The following is a 16,914-nucleotide window of genomic DNA, read 5'->3' as shown; positions in this document are numbered from 1 at the left end:
GGGGACTGGGGGAACGGATGGGGCGTGGTGGCGCGCGCGGTCAGCGGCCTCGGGCGTCCGCGAAGGCCAATGCGTGAAGGCGGGTGGTGAAGTGCCAGTGCCGGGCTGCGACCGCGTCGGCCAGGACCCGGGTGGTCGCGGTGATCACCTCGGGGGTGGTGCCCTCCGGCATCACCCACACCGGCGCGAGCCGGTGGGTGTCGGCCAGCTCGGCGATCCGGTCGAGGTCGTCCGCCGTGGAAGCGACGAACTTGAACGCCGCCCGCCCGGAGGCCACGAACGCCTCCAGCGCGGCGGGCACGATGCTCTTGGTCTCCTTGACGCCGAAGCTGGCGAGTTTGGGCGAGACGTTGAACCGGACCCCGTCGGCCACCAGTTCGGGAGCGGGCGCGATGGTGCCGTTCGTCTCGAACTCGATCCGCTTGCCGGCTGCTATCAGTCCCCGGACGAGAGGCACCAGCCGTGCCTGCTGGATCAACGGCTCGCCGCCGGTGATCACGACCAGTTCGACCGGCGAGAACGCGGCCCAGGCCACCAGGTCCGCCACGGACCGCTTCGTAGACTCCTTGCGCGGATCGAACTGGGACCAGTCCCAGGTGTACTTCGTGTCGCACTTCGTGCAGGTCAGGTTGCACCGGGACAGGCGGATGAACAGGGCAGGGTGCCCGCAGCTCGGGCCCTCGCCCTGGAAGGTCGGCACCTCGGCACCGAAGCATTCCGCGACGATCAGCCGGAACTCGGCATCGCCCTCCGTCGGTCCGCCGGTGACCGGCTCAGGCGTGGTCACTGATCTTCCGCATCGAAGCGGGCCCAGCTGCTCCCGGTCTCGCGGACGAGGACAGCCACCAGGCGGCCGGGGATCGTCGGCTGGAGGTTCTGGATGAACCAGCCGGCCAGGAACTGGGCGAGGCGCTCCGAGGTCGGCTCGAAGGGGAGGACCTCGTGCAGGTTGTGGTGGTCGAGCTCGGTGTCCAGGAACTTCTTGAACGGGGCGAGCGCGCCGAAGTCCGTGACGAAGCCGGGCTTCTCCAGCGAGGGAGCGGTGAGGATGACCTCGACCTCGTAGCTGTGACCGTGCTGGCGGGAGCACTTGTGCCCGGGCGGCAGTCCGGGCAGCCGGTGGCCGGCCTCGAAGTCGAACTTCTTACCGATGGTGAGGGCACCGGGAGGCAGTGGAACGGTACTGAGGTCCATATTTGTCCTTGAGGAGTTGCGGATGAGGCTGCTTCGGTCACCGGATGGATTCACTCGGGGGCTGGTAGTCGGGTTCGAGATCCGGCAGGAGGCGGTTCCCGCATCTGTCAAAGCCCTGGGTGGGACGAGGCAGCCGCTTCTTCAGGCGGTTGCGGGCTGCTTCTGGGGGTGTGCCTGCGCGGCCTTGTTCAGGGCCTCCGTGAACCGCTCGGCACGCCTGTCGCCCTCGGCTTCCTGGGCGCGGAGGTCCCCGAAACGCGCCCAGTACCTTCTGCAGACCTCGCTGTCCATGAGCATCGAGGCGTAGAAGGGCAGTTGTCCGTCGCGGACGAAGCCCAGACGGTCACGCAGGCTGAGGATGCAGATCAGCTGGTTGGCCTTCAGTAGCTGCATGCACTCGTCGACACTCATGCCGTCGGGCGCCCAGAGCTTCGCGAGGTCGGGGGCCGTGGACATCTGCATCAGCCAGTCGAGCTGGTTCCGCGCGACGACCGCCTCGTTCCTTTCGCCCTGGTGCCGCGCGTCCTGGCGGAGTCGGGCGACTCCGACCACGGCTGTGGCGAGGGAGACAGCAGCGCCGGCAGCGAGCACGGCGGTGGTGAGCTTCATGCGGCGACGGTCCTTTCGTAGAACGGGCTTATGGGGTGCACGAGGAGGTCGCCCGGTCGCGAGGCTGGTGAGGGCCGCGTCTGGAGGGCCACCTCGGTGGAGCTGCGGCAGGGCTTGCTTCGCCGGCCTCGGCGATCAGGAGCGGGACTTCGTCTTCCGTCATGCGGCCCCCGCAAGCAAGACGGTCGGAGAGTCGCCGTCACCGCACATGGATGCGAGTCGGTGACGCACCTTCTCCAAGGCGACGGCGACCGGCGGGAGCCCCACGCCGGCCCGTCGCGGGTCCAGGGTGTTCGGCTCACGCACGGGGCACAACTCGATCCCATTGGCGTCGAAAAAAAATTGCGTACCGAACTCCTGGTCGTGCCCAGTGTTGATCAGGGCACGGTCGTGGAGATGCGCCCAGTGCTGGATCGGTGCGTCGTCGGCTTGGACGGCGCGGCGCAGCAGGACGGCGGCTGCCCGCTGGAAGTCAGGTTCGTCGTTGGAGTGGAGGGCGATACTCCAGGCGGCGCGTGCGGCGTCGGGGCCGACGAGGCGATGGCCGGGCCAGCAGTCGTGGTCGGCCAGGATGCGGCGCAGCACTTTGGCGCTGGCATGGTCGGCGTGACGGCCCCGCCCGAGTTGGACGGCGTCGAGCTGGTTACGGACGCGTTGTGCCCGCCGTGCAGCCGACTGTTCCGCGAGGGTGATCAGCTCGCGGGCGACGTCCGGCCGTAGCGGTTCGGTGGTCGTCACGCGACACTCCGCTCATCCGCGGCGGACCGTGGCTCGCGGACACTGCAGCCGACGAGCGCGCTTAGCCCTGGCCGCAGCTCCGCTGTGAGTTCGAGGCGGGCGACTCGCTCGCCGGTCTGTCCGGTTCCGGAGCCGCGAATGCCCCAGCTCATGTCGGTGAGGCGGTTCAGGAAGCGGCCGATGGGGTCGGCGTCGAGGGGGTGGCGGGCCAGGGCCTCGGCCCGTACGTGCGGCAGGTCGAGGCGGGCGGCGAAGTCGGAGGCCCAGAGGGTGATCAGCCGGATCGTGTCGTCGGAGCGGTCGGGGAGGGTGTGGAGGTGGCCGAGGAAGAGGCAAGGGCCCTCGCCCCAGCTGAGGGCGGGCTCGCGCTGAAGGATCATGCAGGCGAGCAGGAGTCCGTCCTCGATCAGTCCGGCCAGCTCCGCCTGCGGGTCGCCGAAGAGAGAGGGGATGTCTGCGCGGGCGGGTACGGGCAGACCTCGGAGGGTGAGCCAGCGCTGGCGGTCCTGGACGAGTGCGGCGGCTTCGGCCCGTTCGGCGTCCGTGCGCAGCGAGCGCATCTCGTAAACGGGAGGTAACGGTGCCGGGCGCTGGTGCAGGGGCGCGGGGGACTGCTCGGCGGCTGTGGGAACGGCGGACATGTTCACTGGCTCGCTCCGCTCTGTACCGTGCTGGTCTGCTTGGCGGTCAGCAGGTTCCAGCCGTGAGCCCAGGCGACCAGCCGGGTGGTGTCCGGCGCCCCGGTGTCGGCAAGCAGTTGGTCGAGCGCCGCGCCCAGGTCCGCGGGGGCTAGGTTGGCGCCGCGTGCGATGTCGAGCGGCTTGGTGTGCTCGGTGATGGCCCTCAGCAGGTTCGTCTGCTCGGTGCTCAGGTCGGGGGCTGGCCTGTCCGGCGCCGGGGCCGTGGCCTCGTTTGCGCTGAGAAGGCGGTGGGTGACTACGGCACGGGAGCAGCGTTCGGGGCAGTGCAGCTTCCTGCGCAGGGAGATCATGTGCGCGCGGACCGTGTGGTGCGACAGGGTCTCGATGTCGGCGATCTGGCCTGTTGGTAGGCCGTTCACCACATGCTGGGCGATGCGCCGTTCGGCCGGGGTGAGCGGTGTGGTCGGGGCTGGGGCGGTCATGGTGGTCTTCCTCGTCGGTTTCGGTCAGCGGCTCGACGTCGGGCGCAGGCGCACAGGGACGGAGGTGTGTCCGTTGCTGATCAGGCTCGGCAGCCTCTTCAGATCGGTCCTGTCCGTGGCGAGTTGGGCGTCGGGGAAGCGTTCGAAGAGCAGGCGCAGGGCGGTGGCGACTTCGAGTCGGGCAAGTGGGGCGCCGAGGCAGAAGTGGACGCCGTGTCCGAAGGCGAGGTGTTCCTTGCTGGGGCGGGTGGCGTCGAAGCGGTCGGCGTCCTCGTGCCAGTCGGGGTGCCGGTTGGCGGCGGCGTAGGAGGCGAGGATCGCCTCGCCGGTCTTGATCGTCTGCCCGTCCGGGAGGGCGATGTCGGTGCGGGCATAGCGCAGGGGAAGGTGCTTGACCGCGGGCTGGTGGCGCAGGGTCTCCTCGACTACGCCCTCCCAGGTGCAGCGGCCGTCCCGGACGTGGGCCAGCTGCTCTGGCTCGGAGAGCAGGGTGGTGATGGCCTGGTCGATGACGTTGACGGTGGTCTCGTACCCGGCGCTGATCATCAGCAGGAGCGTGTCGCGCAGCTCGGCGTCGCTGAGGGCGGAGCCGTCGCCCTCCTCGTCGCGGGCGGCGATCAGCAGCGAGGTCATGTCCTCGCCGGGCTCGGTGCGTTTGATCTCGATCAGGGCGTCCAGCAGGCCGTACAGGGTGGCGGTGTTCGCGGCTTGTTCCTCGGCGGAGAGGTGGGTGGCGAATACGTTGTCCACCACGGTGCGGAACTCGGTGCGCCGGTCGGCGGGGACGCCCATGAGCTGGCCGATGACGGCGATCGGGAGCGGGTAGGCGAGGTGCTCGCGAAGGTCGGCCACCTCATCGGCCGGGAGGGCGGCGAGGTCGTCGAGGATGCCGTTCACGAGGAGCTCGATGTCCGCCTGGAGGGCGGCGGTACGGCGGGCCGAGAGGGCGGGGGCGACCATGCGCCGCAGGCGGCTGTGGTTGCCGCCGTAGGCGGTGAACATGTTCTCCACTGCCACCCACAGGGCCAGCGGCCAGGTGGGGACCGTCTCGGCGAAGGCCGGCCAGTGGGCGCGGCCGTCCTTGGAGACGTCCTTGCTGGTCAGAAGCTGCTTAAGGAGGGCCGGGTCGGAGACGGACCAGGCGCGCACGCCGAGGATGTCCACCAGCGTGGCGGAGCCGCGCTCGCGCAGGGCCTGATGTTCGGCGTCCGGGTCGGATCCGGTGGGGTCGAGAACGAGTATCTGCTGTTCGGACACGGTCGGTCTTCTCTCAGCTCAGGGGAAGGTGACGGGCAGGGCGACCAGCGAGCGGTGGAAGGGGCCCGGGCGCCAGACGAGGTCGTCGCGCTGGCCGTCGAGGTCCATCTCGGGCAGGGCGTCGAGGACGTGGAGGATGGCTGCCTCGGCGATGAGGTAGGCGTGCGTGCTCGCCGGGCAGCTGTGCGGGCCGGCGCCCCAGGCGAGGTGCGCCCGGTTGCCCAGCGGCCGGTGGGATCCCAGGGCGGGGTCGTTGTTGCAGGCGGCGTAACTGATCACCACCGGCTGGTCGGCTGGCAGTAGGAAGCCGCAGATGTCCACCGGCCGGGGCGGGTAGGTCATCGCGAAGTTCGCGAGCGGCGGGTCGCGATAGAGGACGCTGTCCAGGGCCTCGCGGACGGAGGCATCGCCTGCGTGCAGGTCTCCGGAGAACTCGCTGTTGGTGAGCATCTCCAGGAGGGTGTTCGTGATCAGGTTGGTCAGGGGCTCAATGCCCGCCCCGTACAGGGTGATGAGTTGCTGGCCCATCTCGGTGTCGTCCAGCCGGGCGACGTGGACGAGGAGCCTGCTGGTCACGTCGTCGCCGGGCTGTCGGCGGCGCAGGGCGACGAGGTCCGCCACGGCCTGGGCCATGATCTGGTTGCCGATGGAGGCGTTGACCCCGTCGAAGATCTTCGCCATTCCGTCCGCGATCCGGTGGCCGACCTCGTCGGGGCAGCCGAGCAGGTGGCTGAGCGTCTGGAACGCGAGGGGCCAGGCGTACTGGGACAGCAGGTCCGCCTTGCCGCTGCCCTTGAAGGCGTTGATGGTCTGCTCGGCAACCAGTTCGACGTGGTCGCGCAGCGCGTGCTGGTCGACAGCCCCGAGGGCTTCCGTGTTCGCGGCCCGGTAGCGGGCGTGCTCGGCACCGGCCGAGCGCAGGGCGTTGGGGCGCCACTCCATCATCGGCCGGATGGGGCAGGTGTCGGGGACGGAGGTCTGCCACTGGCGCGGGTCGGCGGGGAAACGTTGCGGGTCGCCGAGGATGCGGCGAGCCTCCTCATAGCCGACGACCAGCGTGGCGGGCACGCCAGGGGCCAGGTCCACGGGGACCAGAGGGCCGAACTGCTCGCGCATGCGTTGGTAGCCGGCGTGCGGATTCTGGGCGAAGTCCGGTTCGTACAGGGGGATGCGGTGGGTCGCGGTGCTCACGGTCGGGGCTCCAGACGGTGCGCGAGATGGGCGAGGTATTCGGTGAGCTGGATCAGGGCCTGCATGCAGGACGCTCGCTCGCGGGCATCGCACACGGTCAACGGCGTATGTCCCTCCAGGGCGAGGGCCTCGTGGACTTCTTCGAGCGGGTGGCGGGGCGCGCCGTCGAACTGGTTGACCGCGACCGCGTAGGGGACGCCGTTCTCTTCGAGGAGGCCGAGGATTTCGTGGGAGGCATCAAGGCCGCGGGGGTCGACGAGGACCAGGGCACCGAGGGCGCCGGTGATCAACTCCTGCCACAGGAAGCTGAATCGGGCCTGGCCGGGGGTACCGAACAGGTAGAGCACGAGGTCGTCGCTGAGGTGCTTGCGTCCGAAGTCCACGCCGACGGTGGTGGTGGACTTGGCAGGCGTGCGGGCCAGGTCGTCGACCAGGGCGCTCGCCCGGGTGATGGTTTCCTCCATGTGGACCGGAGGCACCTCGGAGACGCTGCCGACGAAGGTGGTCTTGCCCACGCCGAAGGCTCCGGCGACCACGATCTTCGCGGTAGCCGTCACCGTGCGCGCGACGAACCGGTCAGGCGTGAGCGCGGAGTCCATGAAGAACCCTTTCGATGAGTAAGACCGGGGGCCGGTCGTCGTCCTGGCCCTGGGCGAGGGCCATCAGTCCGTGTCCGATGAGGTCGGCGACGAGAATCCGGGTGGTCGATGGCGGGAGAGCGAGTGCGGAGGCGATCTCGGCGACGGCCAGCCCTCCGCCTTGCGCGGGTGCGAACAGGGCGAGCACGCGCCGTGCGTCCGAGTTGAGGCCGGGACGGGTGCCGGTCGCGGCGAAGACCAGGCTCTCCAGGCGCACGTCCTTGCTGGGGCGGGTACGTCCGCCCGTGCGGACGTAGGGCCTGACCAGATCCGGGTCCTGCCGCGGCCTGCTCATGCCAGCGGTGCTTCCGTGCCACCGGCGATGCGCGTCTGGACACCCAGCTGTTCGCCCACACTCGCGGCCAAGCGCAGGGCGGCCTCGCTGATCACACCAATGTCCGCGTGAGGGCTGTCGGTGCGGACGGCGAGCATGGTGTTGTCGCCAGCCGGGATGAGCAGGGAGATGTGGTCGACCGACTCCATGACGAACTGGCGGACGCCCCCGCCGTTCGTCTCCCGGTCGTAGGCCCGCGATGCTCCCCACAGCGTGGAGGCGATGGCCGAGATCTTCTCGGCGCGCTCGCGCGGCAGCCGATCGGTGTAGGCCGGGCTCATGCCGTCCGCGGCGACCAGCACGGCGTATTCCACGCCGGCGGTCTCCTCCAGGCTTTCGAGGAGCCAGCCGATGTTCTTGTCGGTCATGCGTCGTGTCCTTGGTCGTTGTCGGCAGTGGGGACGTGGGTGCCCTGCTCGGCGCGGGCGCGCTGAGTGCCACGGGCCCAGGCGGCGATCACGCTCGCTCGCCCCGGCTCGGCGTTGGCAGGGCGGGGAACGGGGGCGGAGGCGGGTGCGGCGCGGCGGCTGCGCACCGTCAGTCCGCTGGCGGTCGTGCGGGCAGTGGAACGCTCCTGGTCGGATTCCCCGGCCGTCGGCGGGACGGGGGTGAGCGCGGGGTGTGTGGCTACCGGAACCGGGGCGAGAGCAGGGAGCCGGCTGGACGCGGCAGAGGCGAGAGCAGCTGGCGGATCCTTCTGCACCGGCTGCGAGGATGCCGGTGGCGCCTGGGGCGCCGTGGTGAGGAGGTCCTGGGGAAGGGTGAGGAGCGCGCGGGTGCCCAGAAGGGAGTTGGGCGCCTGGACATCGACCCGGAATCCGTAGGCGCGCGCGAGGGCGGCGGCGACTCGGAACCCGGTCTGCGGGCGGGCGCCGAGCTGCGTTATGTCGTCCGTGCGCTGCCCGGTGAGGATGTCCCGGGCGCTGTCGAGCTGCTCCGGCGTCATCTGCAGGCCGCTGTCGTCCACGAAGACGGTGACTCCGTGGTGGCCCTGTTCGAAGGACACGTGCACCCTCGACTGTGGTGGCGAGAAGCGCAGCGCGTTGTCCAGCAGGAGCGCGAGGGCGTGCACCACGGGCCCGACCACGCGGGTCTTCACCGCGACGGTGAGTTCCTGGGGCTGTACGCGCTGGTAGTCCTCGACGTAGCCCATCGCGGCCCGCACCACATCGGTCAGCGTCGTCGTGGGCCAGTGCCGGGTCAGCTTGCCGCCGGCCAGGATGGTCCAGCCCTGAGCGACCAGCAGCATCTGCTGCACGGTGTGGTCGATATCGGTCAGCGTCTCGAACGCGGCGTCGTCCTCGTGCTCGCGCACGCCCTCGCTGACCTTGCGGCTGGTCTTGGCGGCCATGCCCACGAGCGCCGACGACACACTGCGCACTGCGGCCTCGGTCGACCGCACGGCAGTGGCACTTACCCGAGCGATCTCTTCCTGGGCGGCGGTGTGCGAACGCCGCAACTCCTCCGCCCCGAGCGTCTTCGCCTGCTCGATCTCCTGGTGCGCCGCGTACTGGATATCGCGGATCACGGCCTGGACGACGCCGGCGGTGGCCTTGACCACGTTGGTCAGGTGCTCACCGACTGCGGTGCCGGCCAGTTCCGGTGCGGGGGCCGGCACCGTGATCCGACCGCCCGACTGGTGGATCTGGGGCAGCGTCTCGTGGACCAGCTTCTGCAGGGCACCCTCGGTGGCCTGTTGTTCGCGGGCCAGGAGGTGTGCCCGCCGCCGCGTCTTCTGCCATCGGCGGTGGCTAACCCAGGCCGCTGCCACCGCGACGATGGCCGCGGCGGCGAGCACGATGACCATGGTGGTGGCGGTCGTGTTCATCAGACACCCACCGCCAAGAGCACGTCGGCCTCGGCTGCGGGCGCCCCCGAGTCGAGTTGCTGCAGCAGGAGCGCGGACCCGATCACCCCGATGTGGCTGTACGCCTGCGGGAAGTTGCCCAGTTGTCGCCCGGTGGCGGGGTCGTACTCCTCGGCGAGCAGACCGAGGTCAGTGCGCAGGACCAGGAGCCGGTCGAAGAGAGCGTGGGCTTCGTCCGGGCGGCCAGTCAGGGCGAGCGCATCGACCATCCAGAACGAGCAGAGCAGGAAGGTCCCCTCGTCACCGTTCAGGCCGTCGAGCCCGATGCGGTCGCCGGCGGTCGGGTAGCGCCGTACGAGGCCCTCCGGGGTGGACAGTTGCTGACGTACTGCCTCCACCGTCCCGAGCACTCGGGGATCGTCGGGAGGCAGGAATCCCACCCTGGGGATCAGCAGGAGGGCGGCGTCGACCTCCTGTGATCCGTAGGACTGGGTGAAGGTGCTGCGGACCGGATCGAATCCGCGCGTGCACACCTCCTGGTGGATGGCCTCGCGCAGTTCAATCAGGGCGAACAGGTCGGCGTCCAGGGCGGCGGCCTCGACCAGGCGGATGGTCCGGTCGATCGCGGCCCAGGCCATGACCTTGGAGTGCACGAAGTGGCGGCGCTCACCTCGGATCTCCCAGATTCCCTCGTCGGGCGTCTGCCACCGCTCGGCGAGGTACTCGACCAGCCGTTGGTGCAGGACCGCGGTGTCGCCGCAGCGGGCCACCCCGCTTTGGTGGGCGAGGTACAGGGTCTCGATTACGTAGCCGTACACGTCGAGCTGCAACTGGTCTACAGCCCCGTTGCCGATCCGTACCGGGCCGGAGTTCTCGTAGCCGGGCAGCCACCGCAGCTCCCGCTCCTGGAGATCCTGTTCTCCGGTGATCCCGTACATGATCTGCAGGTTCTCCGGGTCGCCGGCCACGGCCCGCAGCAGCCACCGCCGCCACGCCTCGGCCTCCTGCCAGTACCCCGAACCGAGCAGGGCGCCCAGGGTGGTGGAGGCGTCGCGGAGCCAGGTGTAGCGGTAGTCCCAGTTCCGGCGACCACCGATCTCTTCCGGCAGCGACGTGGTCGGCGCTGCGACGATGCCGCCGCTGGGGGCGTACGTCATCGCCTTCAGGGTGATCAGCGACCGGACGACTGCTTCCCGGTGCGGGCCGTCGTAGGTGCATTGGCTCGTCCAGTCTTCCCAGAAGGCGAGGGTCGCCGCGAGCGCCGCGTCGGGATCCGGGATCTCCGGCGCGACACCGCGAGAGGGCCCCCAGCTCAGTACGAAGGCGACGCTCTCGCCGGCGGTGACCGTGAAGGAGCTGACGATCGCGCCGTCCTTCTCAACCTGCCCGGTGGACGTGTCCAGCCACAGGGCGTCCCCGCCGCCCTCAGCGATCATGCGTCCGCTCAGCTCATGGATCCACGGGCTGACCCGGCCGTAGCCGGGGCGGGCGCGCAGCGTGGAAGCCATGGCGATCTGGCCAGCCGTTCGCTCCACGATCCGGATGACCTGCGGTGCCCCGTCGCGCGGCGGCATGAAGTCGGTGACCTTCGCGCTGCCGGAGGACGTCGTCCAGACTGTCTCCAGCACGAGGGACTCGCCGACATAGCGCCGCTCGGCAGTCGCACCGGCTCCCTCTTCGTGCGGAGCGGCCGGGGCTATGCGCCACGCTCCGTGCTTCTGCGTGCCAAGCAGCGCAGCGAAGGGGGCTGGCGAGTCGAAGCGGGGCAGGCACAGCCAGGCGATCGAGCCGTCGTCGCAGACGTGGGCACTGGTCTGCATGTCGCCGATCAGGCCGTAGTGCTCGATACGCGGAAGGCGTTTCATCGTGTAGATCTCCGTTAGGCCCCGCGAGTCCGGGGAGGGCTTTAGGGCCGTCGAAACGGCCGGCGAACTGTCGGTGAGGCGAGGCTCCGGTGGTCACCGGTGAGGCGGCGACTCGCTCCGCGCCGGTGCGGGTTCTTCGTCCGCTGACGGGGAACTGGTTGCGCGATCACCGCGGAGAACCAGCCATGTCGTGGGACCAAGGATCAGGACGATCAGAACCGCCCCGGTGGCGGTCATGTCCGGGGCGCCGACGCGGCCAGGACGAGACAGGCGAAGGCGATCGCGAAGACTGTGCCGCGCAGCAGGTTGATCGGCGGTGTCCGCCAACGCCGTCCCCGCTGCCGCATCGCACGGCCGGTGCCGTGGGCCTCCACGGTCGCCACGAGCTCCTGGGCCGCCTCGGCCAGTTGGACCAGATGCGCCCTGCTGGGCATGTAGCCGTCGGGGACCCCCGCCGAGCCGAGCTGCTGCGCGCGGCGCAGCGCTGGCTCCTCCTTGGGCACCATGACGCCGAGTCGATTGATGTGACCGCGCAGACGCCTCGCGAGGTCTTCAACGTCGGCGGTGGTCTCCGGCAGCGGCGAGTCCTCGTCCAGCACGAGCGCCAATGTCTCGGCCGCGGCCACCGCTTGATTGCGCGGTGAAACCGGCTCGACAGCCATGCGGCCCTTCCTGTTGGACGCGACGTGTTGACAGGCGTCCTGGCGGGGAGCCAGCGAGAGGCGCATGACACAACTCCTGTTCGGATCAGGCCAAGTTGATTGGGGTTCGCCGTGCGGGGGCGGCGGTCGTCGTGCAAAGTGAGTGATCCGGTCGCTACGTTGAGCGAACCGTGAATCCCCGCTGGGGGGTATGCCTGCGCGACCGCCGAGGCCGTCAAAGGCGTCAAAGATCATTTCGGAACCGAGGGGCAGCCCATGGCCCGTGTGCGAAACGTCGCCCTCGCCGCACTTCTGCGCGAAGCGGGCTGGTCTCAGCCGCAAGCAGCTGCAGCGGTCGCCCGGGTAGCCGCGGAGAGCGGGGTGCGTGAGCTGGAGGCCATCTCCCGCTCGCACATCGCCATGTGGGTGCAGGGCACGCAGCCGAGCGGTCGGGCACCTCATATCCTTCGCGAGACGCTGTCCCGCAGGCTCGGCCGCCGCCTCACCCTGGCCGACCTCGGGCTGGAAGGTGAAGGCACAGGCCAAACCGACAGCGGTTCCGACTGGAGCGTCGATCCTCTGACCGTGCTGGCCGAGCTGGGAAGCGACGACCTCGATATGCACCGACGTAAGCTGCTGGCGGCCGCCGCGTACTCGGCCGCCGGCCTGGCCTTGCCCACCGCCTCGTGGTGGGCAGCCGCTCCTGCCGCGGCGGCGAAGCGCCCAGCAGTCTCCTCCCGGCTGGTGACGCAGGCCGACATCGACGACGTCCGCGATCTGACGACCTTCTACTCCGCGCGTGACCAGCAGCGAGGCGGCGCCTCTGGCCGATCGGCCCTCGCCGGCCATCTTCGCGACGAAGCGGTGCCCCTGCTCGGTAGCAGGTTCCGCACGGAGCAGCTTCGTCGCGACACCTACTCGGCCGTGGCGGAGATGGCCTATTTGTCGGGGTGGATGGCTTTCGACGCCTCCGAGCACCGCACCGCCCAGCGCTACCTCACTCTCGCTGCCCGCATAGCGGCCGAAGCGGGCGACGGGCCGCTCGGCGGCCACATCCTGCGCGCCCTCGCGCACCAAGCCGTGGACCTTGGGCACCCCTGCCGCGCCCTCGTCCTGGCCGACGCCTCCATGAATCGCGACCGCTACGGCCAAGCTAGCCACCGTGAGAAGGCCCTGCTCGCGATCGTTCACGCACGCGCCCTCGCAGCCGACGGCGACCGCGCCGGCACTCTCGCGGCCATCAGCCGCGCGGAGCGGGATCTCTCCCGCGCCGACAACAGCGAGGCTCCGAGCCGCGTGAGCTTCTTCCAGGAAGCCTCCCTGGCCCACGAGACAGCCTGCGCCCTGCGCGACATGGGCCAGCCGCAGGCCGCGGAGATCCACTTCAAGCGCAGCGTGGCCACCCGCCGCCGCCAGCAGTACGCCCGCACGCACAGCGTGACCCTTGGCTACCTCGGCGCCGTCCAGGTCCAGCAAGGCCGCCTCGACGAGGCATGCGCCACCTGGAACCAAGCACTCGACGCCATGGCCGGCGTCCAGTCCGGCCGTGCCCGCGACGTCATCGTCCGCATCCAGAGCGACCTCTCGCCCGTCCGGCAACGCGGAGGCCGACATGTCACCGAACTGGATCACCGGGCACGGGGCATGCTGCGCACCATAGGCTGACCACAGAGCGGGTTCGCGGCGCTGGCCGGGGGCCGCCGTGCATGCTACGCCGAGGAAGAGGAACGAGCGCCGATGGCGACGTACGAGGTCGAGTCGATCGCAACAGTCGTCGGGGGCCACACCCGCGTTCAGGACGACTACCAGGGCGGGGTCGAATCGATCATTCGGCTCGACGACGCGTACCCCCTCGAAACGCTGCAGGGAATCGGAGAGTTCTCCCACCTGACGGTGACGTGGCGCTTCCACCTGGCGCGACCCGAAGACGTCGAGCTCCACGCACGCAGCCCACGGGGAAACCAGAACTGGCCGCCGACAGGTACGTTCGTCCACCGCAACCACCGGCGCCCCAACCAACTGGCGATCAGCTACCCGCGGTTGCTCAAGGTCGAAGGCCGGGACCTCCTGGTCACCGATCTCGACGCCGTAGACGGAACGCCCGTGATCGACCTGGCACCGTACTTCGAACAGATGGGACCTCGGGGCCCGATCCATCAGCCCGCATGGCCTGGCGAGATGCTCGAACCGAATTACTGGGCGAAGGCAAGCGAACGGCCCTCGGAGCGCCCTGCGTAACGGGAGTGACTGAGCTGTGCTGCTCGCCGTTTGGCTGGTCGGGGACCAGCTGGAGGTCTGACTCAAGCCGCAGCCCTCGCGTACCGGAACTCACACCACGTTTCCTCGCCGCTGCTCTCCCACGCGTCTGAGATCGCATGGACAAGCCGGATCCCGCGACCGGATTCACCGTCGGGTCCGGCTTCCTTGAGTACAGCGGGGGCAGGCTTGCGGTCGGTTACCGAGACCCGCACCACGTCGACCGTCACCGTGATCCGGAGCACGACTTCGCCCTCACCGTGAACCATGGCGTTGGTGACCAGCTCCGAAACGGCCAGCACGACGACCCCCGCCACCGGCTGCGAAACGCGGCACCGTCGCAGGAACGCCCTGGTTGTCTGCCGCATCTCCCGAGCTTTCGTGGGATCCGGGAGAAAGGCGGCCTGACAGGCATGGGGTGCCGCCGACATGTCGGCCCATGCCGCTGTGCTGCGTCGGTCCTCCTGGGCCGGCCTCACACACGACGTGCCTGTTGTGGCCGCAAAGCTACGGATTCCCCCGCTGGGCGGGGTCGCCTCTTGGAGCCTGGTCATGGGAGCCATCGCACCGCGCGGCGACGCCATCTACCAGGGGAATCCAGAGGGGGAAATATCTGTCAAGGGGGGAAACTGGAGGGGGAGATGAGGCCATGATTGGATCCCGCCCACCAACAGAGGTCACACTCATGCCAGATCCGTTCGCCAACCTGCTCCTCCGGCTTCGGCGGGATGCGGGCCGGACGCAAGAGGAACAGGCAGACGCGATCAACGCTGTCTCCGGCAGGGACACCATGACCCGCCGCGAAATCAGCCGCTATGAGAACTTCGAGAACATCCCTACCAATCACACGATCGGCCACATCGCGGCGGCCTGTGGTGTCCCCTTCGAGGAACTACAGCGGGAGGCTAAGGCTGCCCGCGCTCGGAAGAGAAAGGGGCATGCCAATGCAGGGGAGGATCGGGACAGCGTGAAGCGTCGTACGCTGCTGGGTGGCGCCGCTATCGGCGTGAGTGCAACTGCCGAGCCCTGGGGGCGACTCGCCTTCGCCCTCAGCAAGGGGTCCAAGATCGATTCGCCCTCCGCCGCCGCGCTCATCGACCGGGCCGCCGAACTGCACGTCCAGGAGCTCAACCTCAGCGCCCGGCGCCTACAAAGCACGGTCGAGTCACACCTTGACGCGATCACCTCGGCGCTGCCTCGCGCCGGCGAGCACGAACGGGCTCTCACCATCGCCGCCGGAGAAACCGCCGCCCTGGCTGGTTGGGTGGCCTGGGACCTAGGCGAGCACGACAAGGCCGACGCCTACTACACGGTCACCTCGCAGTGCGCGGCGACCACCGGGCACCCGCCACTCCGAGCCCTGGCCCTGACCTACACCAGCTACGGTGCCTCGAGGCCGAAGGCGAAGCTGGAGTTGCTTTCCCAAGCGGCCAACGACGTGCGAGGCCACGGCAACGCTACTGCCGCCGCCTGGGTTCTCGGCAGGCACGCGGAGGAAGCTGCGGCGATCGGCGACGAGACGGGGGCGCTTCGAGCGCTGGATCGAGCACGCTTCGCCTACGACTTCGCGGATCACACCAGCGAGCAAGCGTGGGTCAGATTCGTGACCCCATACCGAATGGACTCGTTGGCCCTTTCCGTATACGGGCAGTTGAGGCGTCCCGAACTCGCTGCCACAGCCGACTCAGCAGTGGACCGGCTCGGGAACCAGCTACCGGACAGCGGTGTGGTGGTTCTCGGCGATCTCGCCTCCGCCTTGCTGCGTGGAGGTGACGTCGATCGAGGCGTCTACGTGTCACGCCAGTTCGCCGCGGCGGCACAGACCAAGCCCAACACGATGGGGAAGGAGCGCGCAGCGACTATCGCCGCGTCGCTACCGGACAGTGAGCAGGACCTCGCTTTTCACCTTCGGCAGTTCGCGTCCTGAACTCCAATCGTGCGGTACACGGGCAGGTTCGGGACACGAACGCCGTCGTACGGCCCGTCGCTCGTCAGCCCTGTGCCGTCTCCTCGGAGACCCAGGACAGGTACGCCTCCGACCCGCCGGTCACGGGCAGCGTGATCCACTGGGGGACGTCGTACGGGTGCTTCTCATGCACCCACGCCTCCAGTGCCGGGAGACGGTCCGTCGTAGTCATGTACGAGATTCGCCACTCCTGCGCCGTCTCGACCTGATTCTTCCACCAGTAGAAGGCAGTTATCGGCGCATCGATGTGGACGCCCGCTGCCAGTTTGCTCTCGACCGCGCCCCGGGCCAGCGACTTCGCCTGATCCTCGTTGTCGCTGGTCGTCTGTGCGATCACAATATCGTTGGCCATACAACTACCTCTCCTGCTCGGATACCGAGACCCTACCCAGCCCTCCAGGCCGCACCGGCTGCTCGGTCCACGCCACTTACACCGTGACCCGAGCCCAAGGCACGGCTTGTCGCTGTCGTCCCCGGCGGTGGCGGAGCGCCGAGGCCGTCCACTCGGTTGGGAATGACCAAGCCCTTGTCGACAAGGTTGTTGCGGCGGCTTCGTTATGCGGGTTGCCGGCGCATTCCTTTTGTCGTAATGGGTCTGCGACGAGAGGACTCCACACAGGCCGGCGGCGGGCATTCGCCCACGGCAGACAAGGAAAAACCTCAAAAGACTGGAAAGCTCCGGCAAGGCCATGTCAACGTACAACGTCCCCGGAAAACGCCAGGTCAGGGAGGTGCAGTACCTCGCTGTGGCCAGGGTTACGAACCAAATCGGAAACCCGCGCCGTGTGAGGCAGCCTTGCTGGCATGGTCCCTACTTGGGAGGCCCGTCTGTCTGATCCCGCTATTCGATCCGCTCGCTTCACTTCACCCGTCCTCTTTGTCCACGGCGCACTTATCGCTTGGTCCGGGCAGGCGGCAGGCGACTACGCTGCGGTCTCCACTGGGCCGTCTGAGTCTGTGCAGCCGGCCTGTTTGGCGAGGACCGGCTGCAACGAAGTTACCGCGACGACCGTGCCGTCCTCGCGTACGTTGCAGCACACTCTGGAGCCACAAGGCGGCACGCGGCCCGGGCCACGGGGATCCCCGAGCGCCTCGTAGCACGAAATCTCGACCGCCTCATGGATGACGGTCTGCTGGTGCTCGTCGCAGATGGCGCGACCCCGGCCCTGCGCTCCTACCGACTGGCTTCCTGACTGCGGCCAGCCCGAGACATAGCCGGGCTCACCCGATGCGGCGCGCAACATAGCCGACGATCGCCGGTTAGCCAAACCGGCGATCGTCGCGACCATTGAGGA

20 protein-coding genes are annotated in these 16,914 nt (G+C 69.1%); 4 read left to right on the top strand and 16 right to left on the bottom strand.

Annotated elements, in window-relative coordinates; translation table 11 throughout:
* Positions 1-40: 40 nt before the first annotated feature.
* The 14 genes from ACZ4Z5_RS02335 to ACZ4Z5_RS02270 all read right to left on the bottom strand — a co-directional run bounded on the left by ACZ4Z5_RS02335 (position 41) and on the right by ACZ4Z5_RS02270 (position 11,418).
* Positions 41-787, bottom strand: a complete 747-nt coding sequence (locus tag ACZ4Z5_RS02335; RefSeq protein ID WP_468255357.1) for a 7-carboxy-7-deazaguanine synthase QueE — start codon at positions 785-787, stop codon at positions 41-43.
* Positions 784-1,194: a 6-pyruvoyl trahydropterin synthase family protein gene (locus ACZ4Z5_RS02330; RefSeq protein ID WP_468255355.1), complete on the bottom strand. Its 411-nt coding sequence runs from the start codon at positions 1,192-1,194 to the stop codon at positions 784-786. The genes ACZ4Z5_RS02335 and ACZ4Z5_RS02330 overlap by 4 nt, the downstream gene beginning before the upstream one ends.
* Positions 1,195-1,335: 141 nt before the next feature.
* A complete protein-coding gene (locus tag ACZ4Z5_RS02325; RefSeq protein ID WP_468255352.1) occupies positions 1,336-1,803 on the bottom strand; it encodes a DUF6082 family protein in 468 nt (155 codons plus the stop codon).
* A 159-nt stretch (positions 1,804-1,962) separates the two neighbouring features.
* A complete protein-coding gene (locus ACZ4Z5_RS02320) occupies positions 1,963-2,541 on the bottom strand; it encodes a DUF6624 domain-containing protein (protein WP_468255349.1) in 579 nt (192 codons plus the stop codon).
* On the bottom strand, positions 2,538-3,182 hold the full coding sequence (locus ACZ4Z5_RS02315; RefSeq protein ID WP_468255347.1) for a hypothetical protein: 645 nt from the start codon (positions 3,180-3,182) through the stop codon (positions 2,538-2,540). The genes ACZ4Z5_RS02320 and ACZ4Z5_RS02315 overlap by 4 nt, the downstream gene beginning before the upstream one ends.
* 2 nt (positions 3,183-3,184) lie before the next feature.
* Positions 3,185-3,664 carry a LuxR C-terminal-related transcriptional regulator gene (locus tag ACZ4Z5_RS02310; RefSeq protein WP_468255344.1) on the bottom strand — a complete coding sequence of 160 codons (480 nt, stop codon included), beginning with the start codon at positions 3,662-3,664 and terminating at the stop codon, positions 3,185-3,187.
* Positions 3,665-3,688: 24 nt separating this feature from the next.
* The gene (locus tag ACZ4Z5_RS02305; protein ID WP_468255341.1) at positions 3,689-4,921 is read right to left on the bottom strand and encodes a cytochrome P450 family protein; all 1,233 of its coding nucleotides are present in this window, start codon (positions 4,919-4,921) and stop codon (positions 3,689-3,691) included.
* An 18-nt stretch (positions 4,922-4,939) separates the two neighbouring features.
* Entirely contained in the window at positions 4,940-6,112 is a 1,173-nt protein-coding gene (locus tag ACZ4Z5_RS02300; RefSeq protein ID WP_468255338.1) for a cytochrome P450, read from the bottom strand.
* Positions 6,109-6,711, bottom strand: coding sequence for a GTP-binding protein (locus tag ACZ4Z5_RS02295; RefSeq protein ID WP_468255336.1), 603 nt, complete (start codon positions 6,709-6,711; stop codon positions 6,109-6,111). The genes ACZ4Z5_RS02300 and ACZ4Z5_RS02295 overlap by 4 nt, the downstream gene beginning before the upstream one ends.
* A complete protein-coding gene (locus ACZ4Z5_RS02290; protein ID WP_468255334.1) occupies positions 6,689-7,045 on the bottom strand; it encodes a DUF742 domain-containing protein in 357 nt (118 codons plus the stop codon). Before ACZ4Z5_RS02290 ends, ACZ4Z5_RS02295 begins: the two co-directional genes overlap by 23 nt.
* Complete coding sequence (locus tag ACZ4Z5_RS02285) at positions 7,042-7,452, bottom strand: roadblock/LC7 domain-containing protein (protein WP_468255332.1); 411 nt, start codon at positions 7,450-7,452, stop codon at positions 7,042-7,044. The genes ACZ4Z5_RS02290 and ACZ4Z5_RS02285 overlap by 4 nt, the downstream gene beginning before the upstream one ends.
* A complete protein-coding gene (locus tag ACZ4Z5_RS02280; RefSeq protein ID WP_468255329.1) occupies positions 7,449-8,912 on the bottom strand; it encodes an ATP-binding protein in 1,464 nt (487 codons plus the stop codon). Before ACZ4Z5_RS02280 ends, ACZ4Z5_RS02285 begins: the two co-directional genes overlap by 4 nt.
* On the bottom strand, positions 8,912-10,756 hold the full coding sequence (locus ACZ4Z5_RS02275; RefSeq protein ID WP_468255327.1) for a glycoside hydrolase family 15 protein: 1,845 nt from the start codon (positions 10,754-10,756) through the stop codon (positions 8,912-8,914). The genes ACZ4Z5_RS02280 and ACZ4Z5_RS02275 overlap by 1 nt, the downstream gene beginning before the upstream one ends.
* Positions 10,757-10,989: 233 nt before the next feature.
* Entirely contained in the window at positions 10,990-11,418 is a 429-nt protein-coding gene (locus ACZ4Z5_RS02270; protein WP_468255324.1) for a DUF6415 family natural product biosynthesis protein, read from the bottom strand.
* Between the two features lie 255 nt (positions 11,419-11,673).
* On the opposite strand from ACZ4Z5_RS02270, the gene ACZ4Z5_RS02265 reads away from it, so the two are divergent.
* Together ACZ4Z5_RS02265 and ACZ4Z5_RS02260 are read left to right on the top strand one after the other, a co-directional pair.
* On the top strand, positions 11,674-13,062 hold the full coding sequence (locus tag ACZ4Z5_RS02265) for a Tat pathway signal protein (protein WP_468255322.1): 1,389 nt from the start codon (positions 11,674-11,676) through the stop codon (positions 13,060-13,062).
* Positions 13,063-13,134: 72 nt separating this feature from the next.
* Positions 13,135-13,635 (top strand): SAM-dependent methyltransferase, encoded by a 501-nt coding sequence (locus ACZ4Z5_RS02260; protein ID WP_329159780.1) that lies wholly within the window; start codon positions 13,135-13,137, stop codon positions 13,633-13,635.
* A gap of 62 nt (positions 13,636-13,697) precedes the next feature.
* On the opposite strand, the gene ACZ4Z5_RS02255 is transcribed toward ACZ4Z5_RS02260, so the two are convergent.
* Positions 13,698-14,084, bottom strand: a complete 387-nt coding sequence (locus tag ACZ4Z5_RS02255) for an ATP-binding protein (protein WP_468255546.1) — start codon at positions 14,082-14,084, stop codon at positions 13,698-13,700.
* 254 nt (positions 14,085-14,338) lie between these two features.
* Here ACZ4Z5_RS02255 and ACZ4Z5_RS02250 point away from each other — a divergent pair, with 254 nt between their 5' ends.
* Positions 14,339-15,580 carry a helix-turn-helix transcriptional regulator gene (locus tag ACZ4Z5_RS02250; protein ID WP_468255320.1) on the top strand — a complete coding sequence of 414 codons (1,242 nt, stop codon included), beginning with the start codon at positions 14,339-14,341 and terminating at the stop codon, positions 15,578-15,580.
* A 64-nt stretch (positions 15,581-15,644) separates the two neighbouring features.
* Here ACZ4Z5_RS02250 and cutA read toward each other — a convergent pair whose 3' ends face one another.
* A complete protein-coding gene (gene cutA / locus ACZ4Z5_RS02245) occupies positions 15,645-15,971 on the bottom strand; it encodes a divalent-cation tolerance protein CutA (protein ID WP_468255317.1) in 327 nt (108 codons plus the stop codon).
* 616 nt (positions 15,972-16,587) lie between these two features.
* On the opposite strand from cutA, the gene ACZ4Z5_RS02240 reads away from it, so the two are divergent.
* Positions 16,588-16,812: a winged helix-turn-helix domain-containing protein gene (locus ACZ4Z5_RS02240; protein WP_468255543.1), complete on the top strand. Its 225-nt coding sequence runs from the start codon at positions 16,588-16,590 to the stop codon at positions 16,810-16,812.
* Positions 16,813-16,914 lie beyond the last annotated feature (102 nt).

Source organism: Streptomyces sp. NPDC030222 (assembly GCF_055573115.1).
Note: the sequence above shows the minus strand (reverse complement) of the source record. Positions and strands in the feature narration are given on the sequence as shown.

What these genes read in the sequence shown, in the direction of transcription:
- ACZ4Z5_RS02330 (WP_468255355.1), bottom strand. Translation starts at nt 1,194, where the DNA reads ATGGACCTCAGTACCGTTCCACTGCCTCCCGGTGCCCTCACCATCGGT.
- ACZ4Z5_RS02325 (WP_468255352.1), bottom strand. Translation starts at nt 1,803, where the DNA reads ATGAAGCTCACCACCGCCGTGCTCGCTGCCGGCGCTGCTGTCTCCCTC.
- ACZ4Z5_RS02315 (WP_468255347.1), bottom strand. Translation starts at nt 3,182, where the DNA reads ATGTCCGCCGTTCCCACAGCCGCCGAGCAGTCCCCCGCGCCCCTGCAC.
- ACZ4Z5_RS02310 (WP_468255344.1), bottom strand. Translation starts at nt 3,664, where the DNA reads ATGACCGCCCCAGCCCCGACCACACCGCTCACCCCGGCCGAACGGCGC.
- ACZ4Z5_RS02295 (WP_468255336.1), bottom strand. Translation starts at nt 6,711, where the DNA reads ATGGACTCCGCGCTCACGCCTGACCGGTTCGTCGCGCGCACGGTGACG.
- ACZ4Z5_RS02290 (WP_468255334.1), bottom strand. Translation starts at nt 7,045, where the DNA reads ATGAGCAGGCCGCGGCAGGACCCGGATCTGGTCAGGCCCTACGTCCGC.
- ACZ4Z5_RS02285 (WP_468255332.1), bottom strand. Translation starts at nt 7,452, where the DNA reads ATGACCGACAAGAACATCGGCTGGCTCCTCGAAAGCCTGGAGGAGACC.
- ACZ4Z5_RS02280 (WP_468255329.1), bottom strand. Translation starts at nt 8,912, where the DNA reads ATGAACACGACCGCCACCACCATGGTCATCGTGCTCGCCGCCGCGGCC.
- ACZ4Z5_RS02275 (WP_468255327.1), bottom strand. Translation starts at nt 10,756, where the DNA reads ATGAAACGCCTTCCGCGTATCGAGCACTACGGCCTGATCGGCGACATG.
- ACZ4Z5_RS02270 (WP_468255324.1), bottom strand. Translation starts at nt 11,418, where the DNA reads ATGGCTGTCGAGCCGGTTTCACCGCGCAATCAAGCGGTGGCCGCGGCC.
- ACZ4Z5_RS02265 (WP_468255322.1), top strand. Translation starts at nt 11,674, where the DNA reads ATGGCCCGTGTGCGAAACGTCGCCCTCGCCGCACTTCTGCGCGAAGCG.
- ACZ4Z5_RS02260 (WP_329159780.1), top strand. Translation starts at nt 13,135, where the DNA reads ATGGCGACGTACGAGGTCGAGTCGATCGCAACAGTCGTCGGGGGCCAC.
- ACZ4Z5_RS02255 (WP_468255546.1), bottom strand. Translation starts at nt 14,084, where the DNA reads ATGTCGGCGGCACCCCATGCCTGTCAGGCCGCCTTTCTCCCGGATCCC.
- ACZ4Z5_RS02250 (WP_468255320.1), top strand. Translation starts at nt 14,339, where the DNA reads ATGCCAGATCCGTTCGCCAACCTGCTCCTCCGGCTTCGGCGGGATGCG.
- cutA (WP_468255317.1), bottom strand. Translation starts at nt 15,971, where the DNA reads ATGGCCAACGATATTGTGATCGCACAGACGACCAGCGACAACGAGGAT.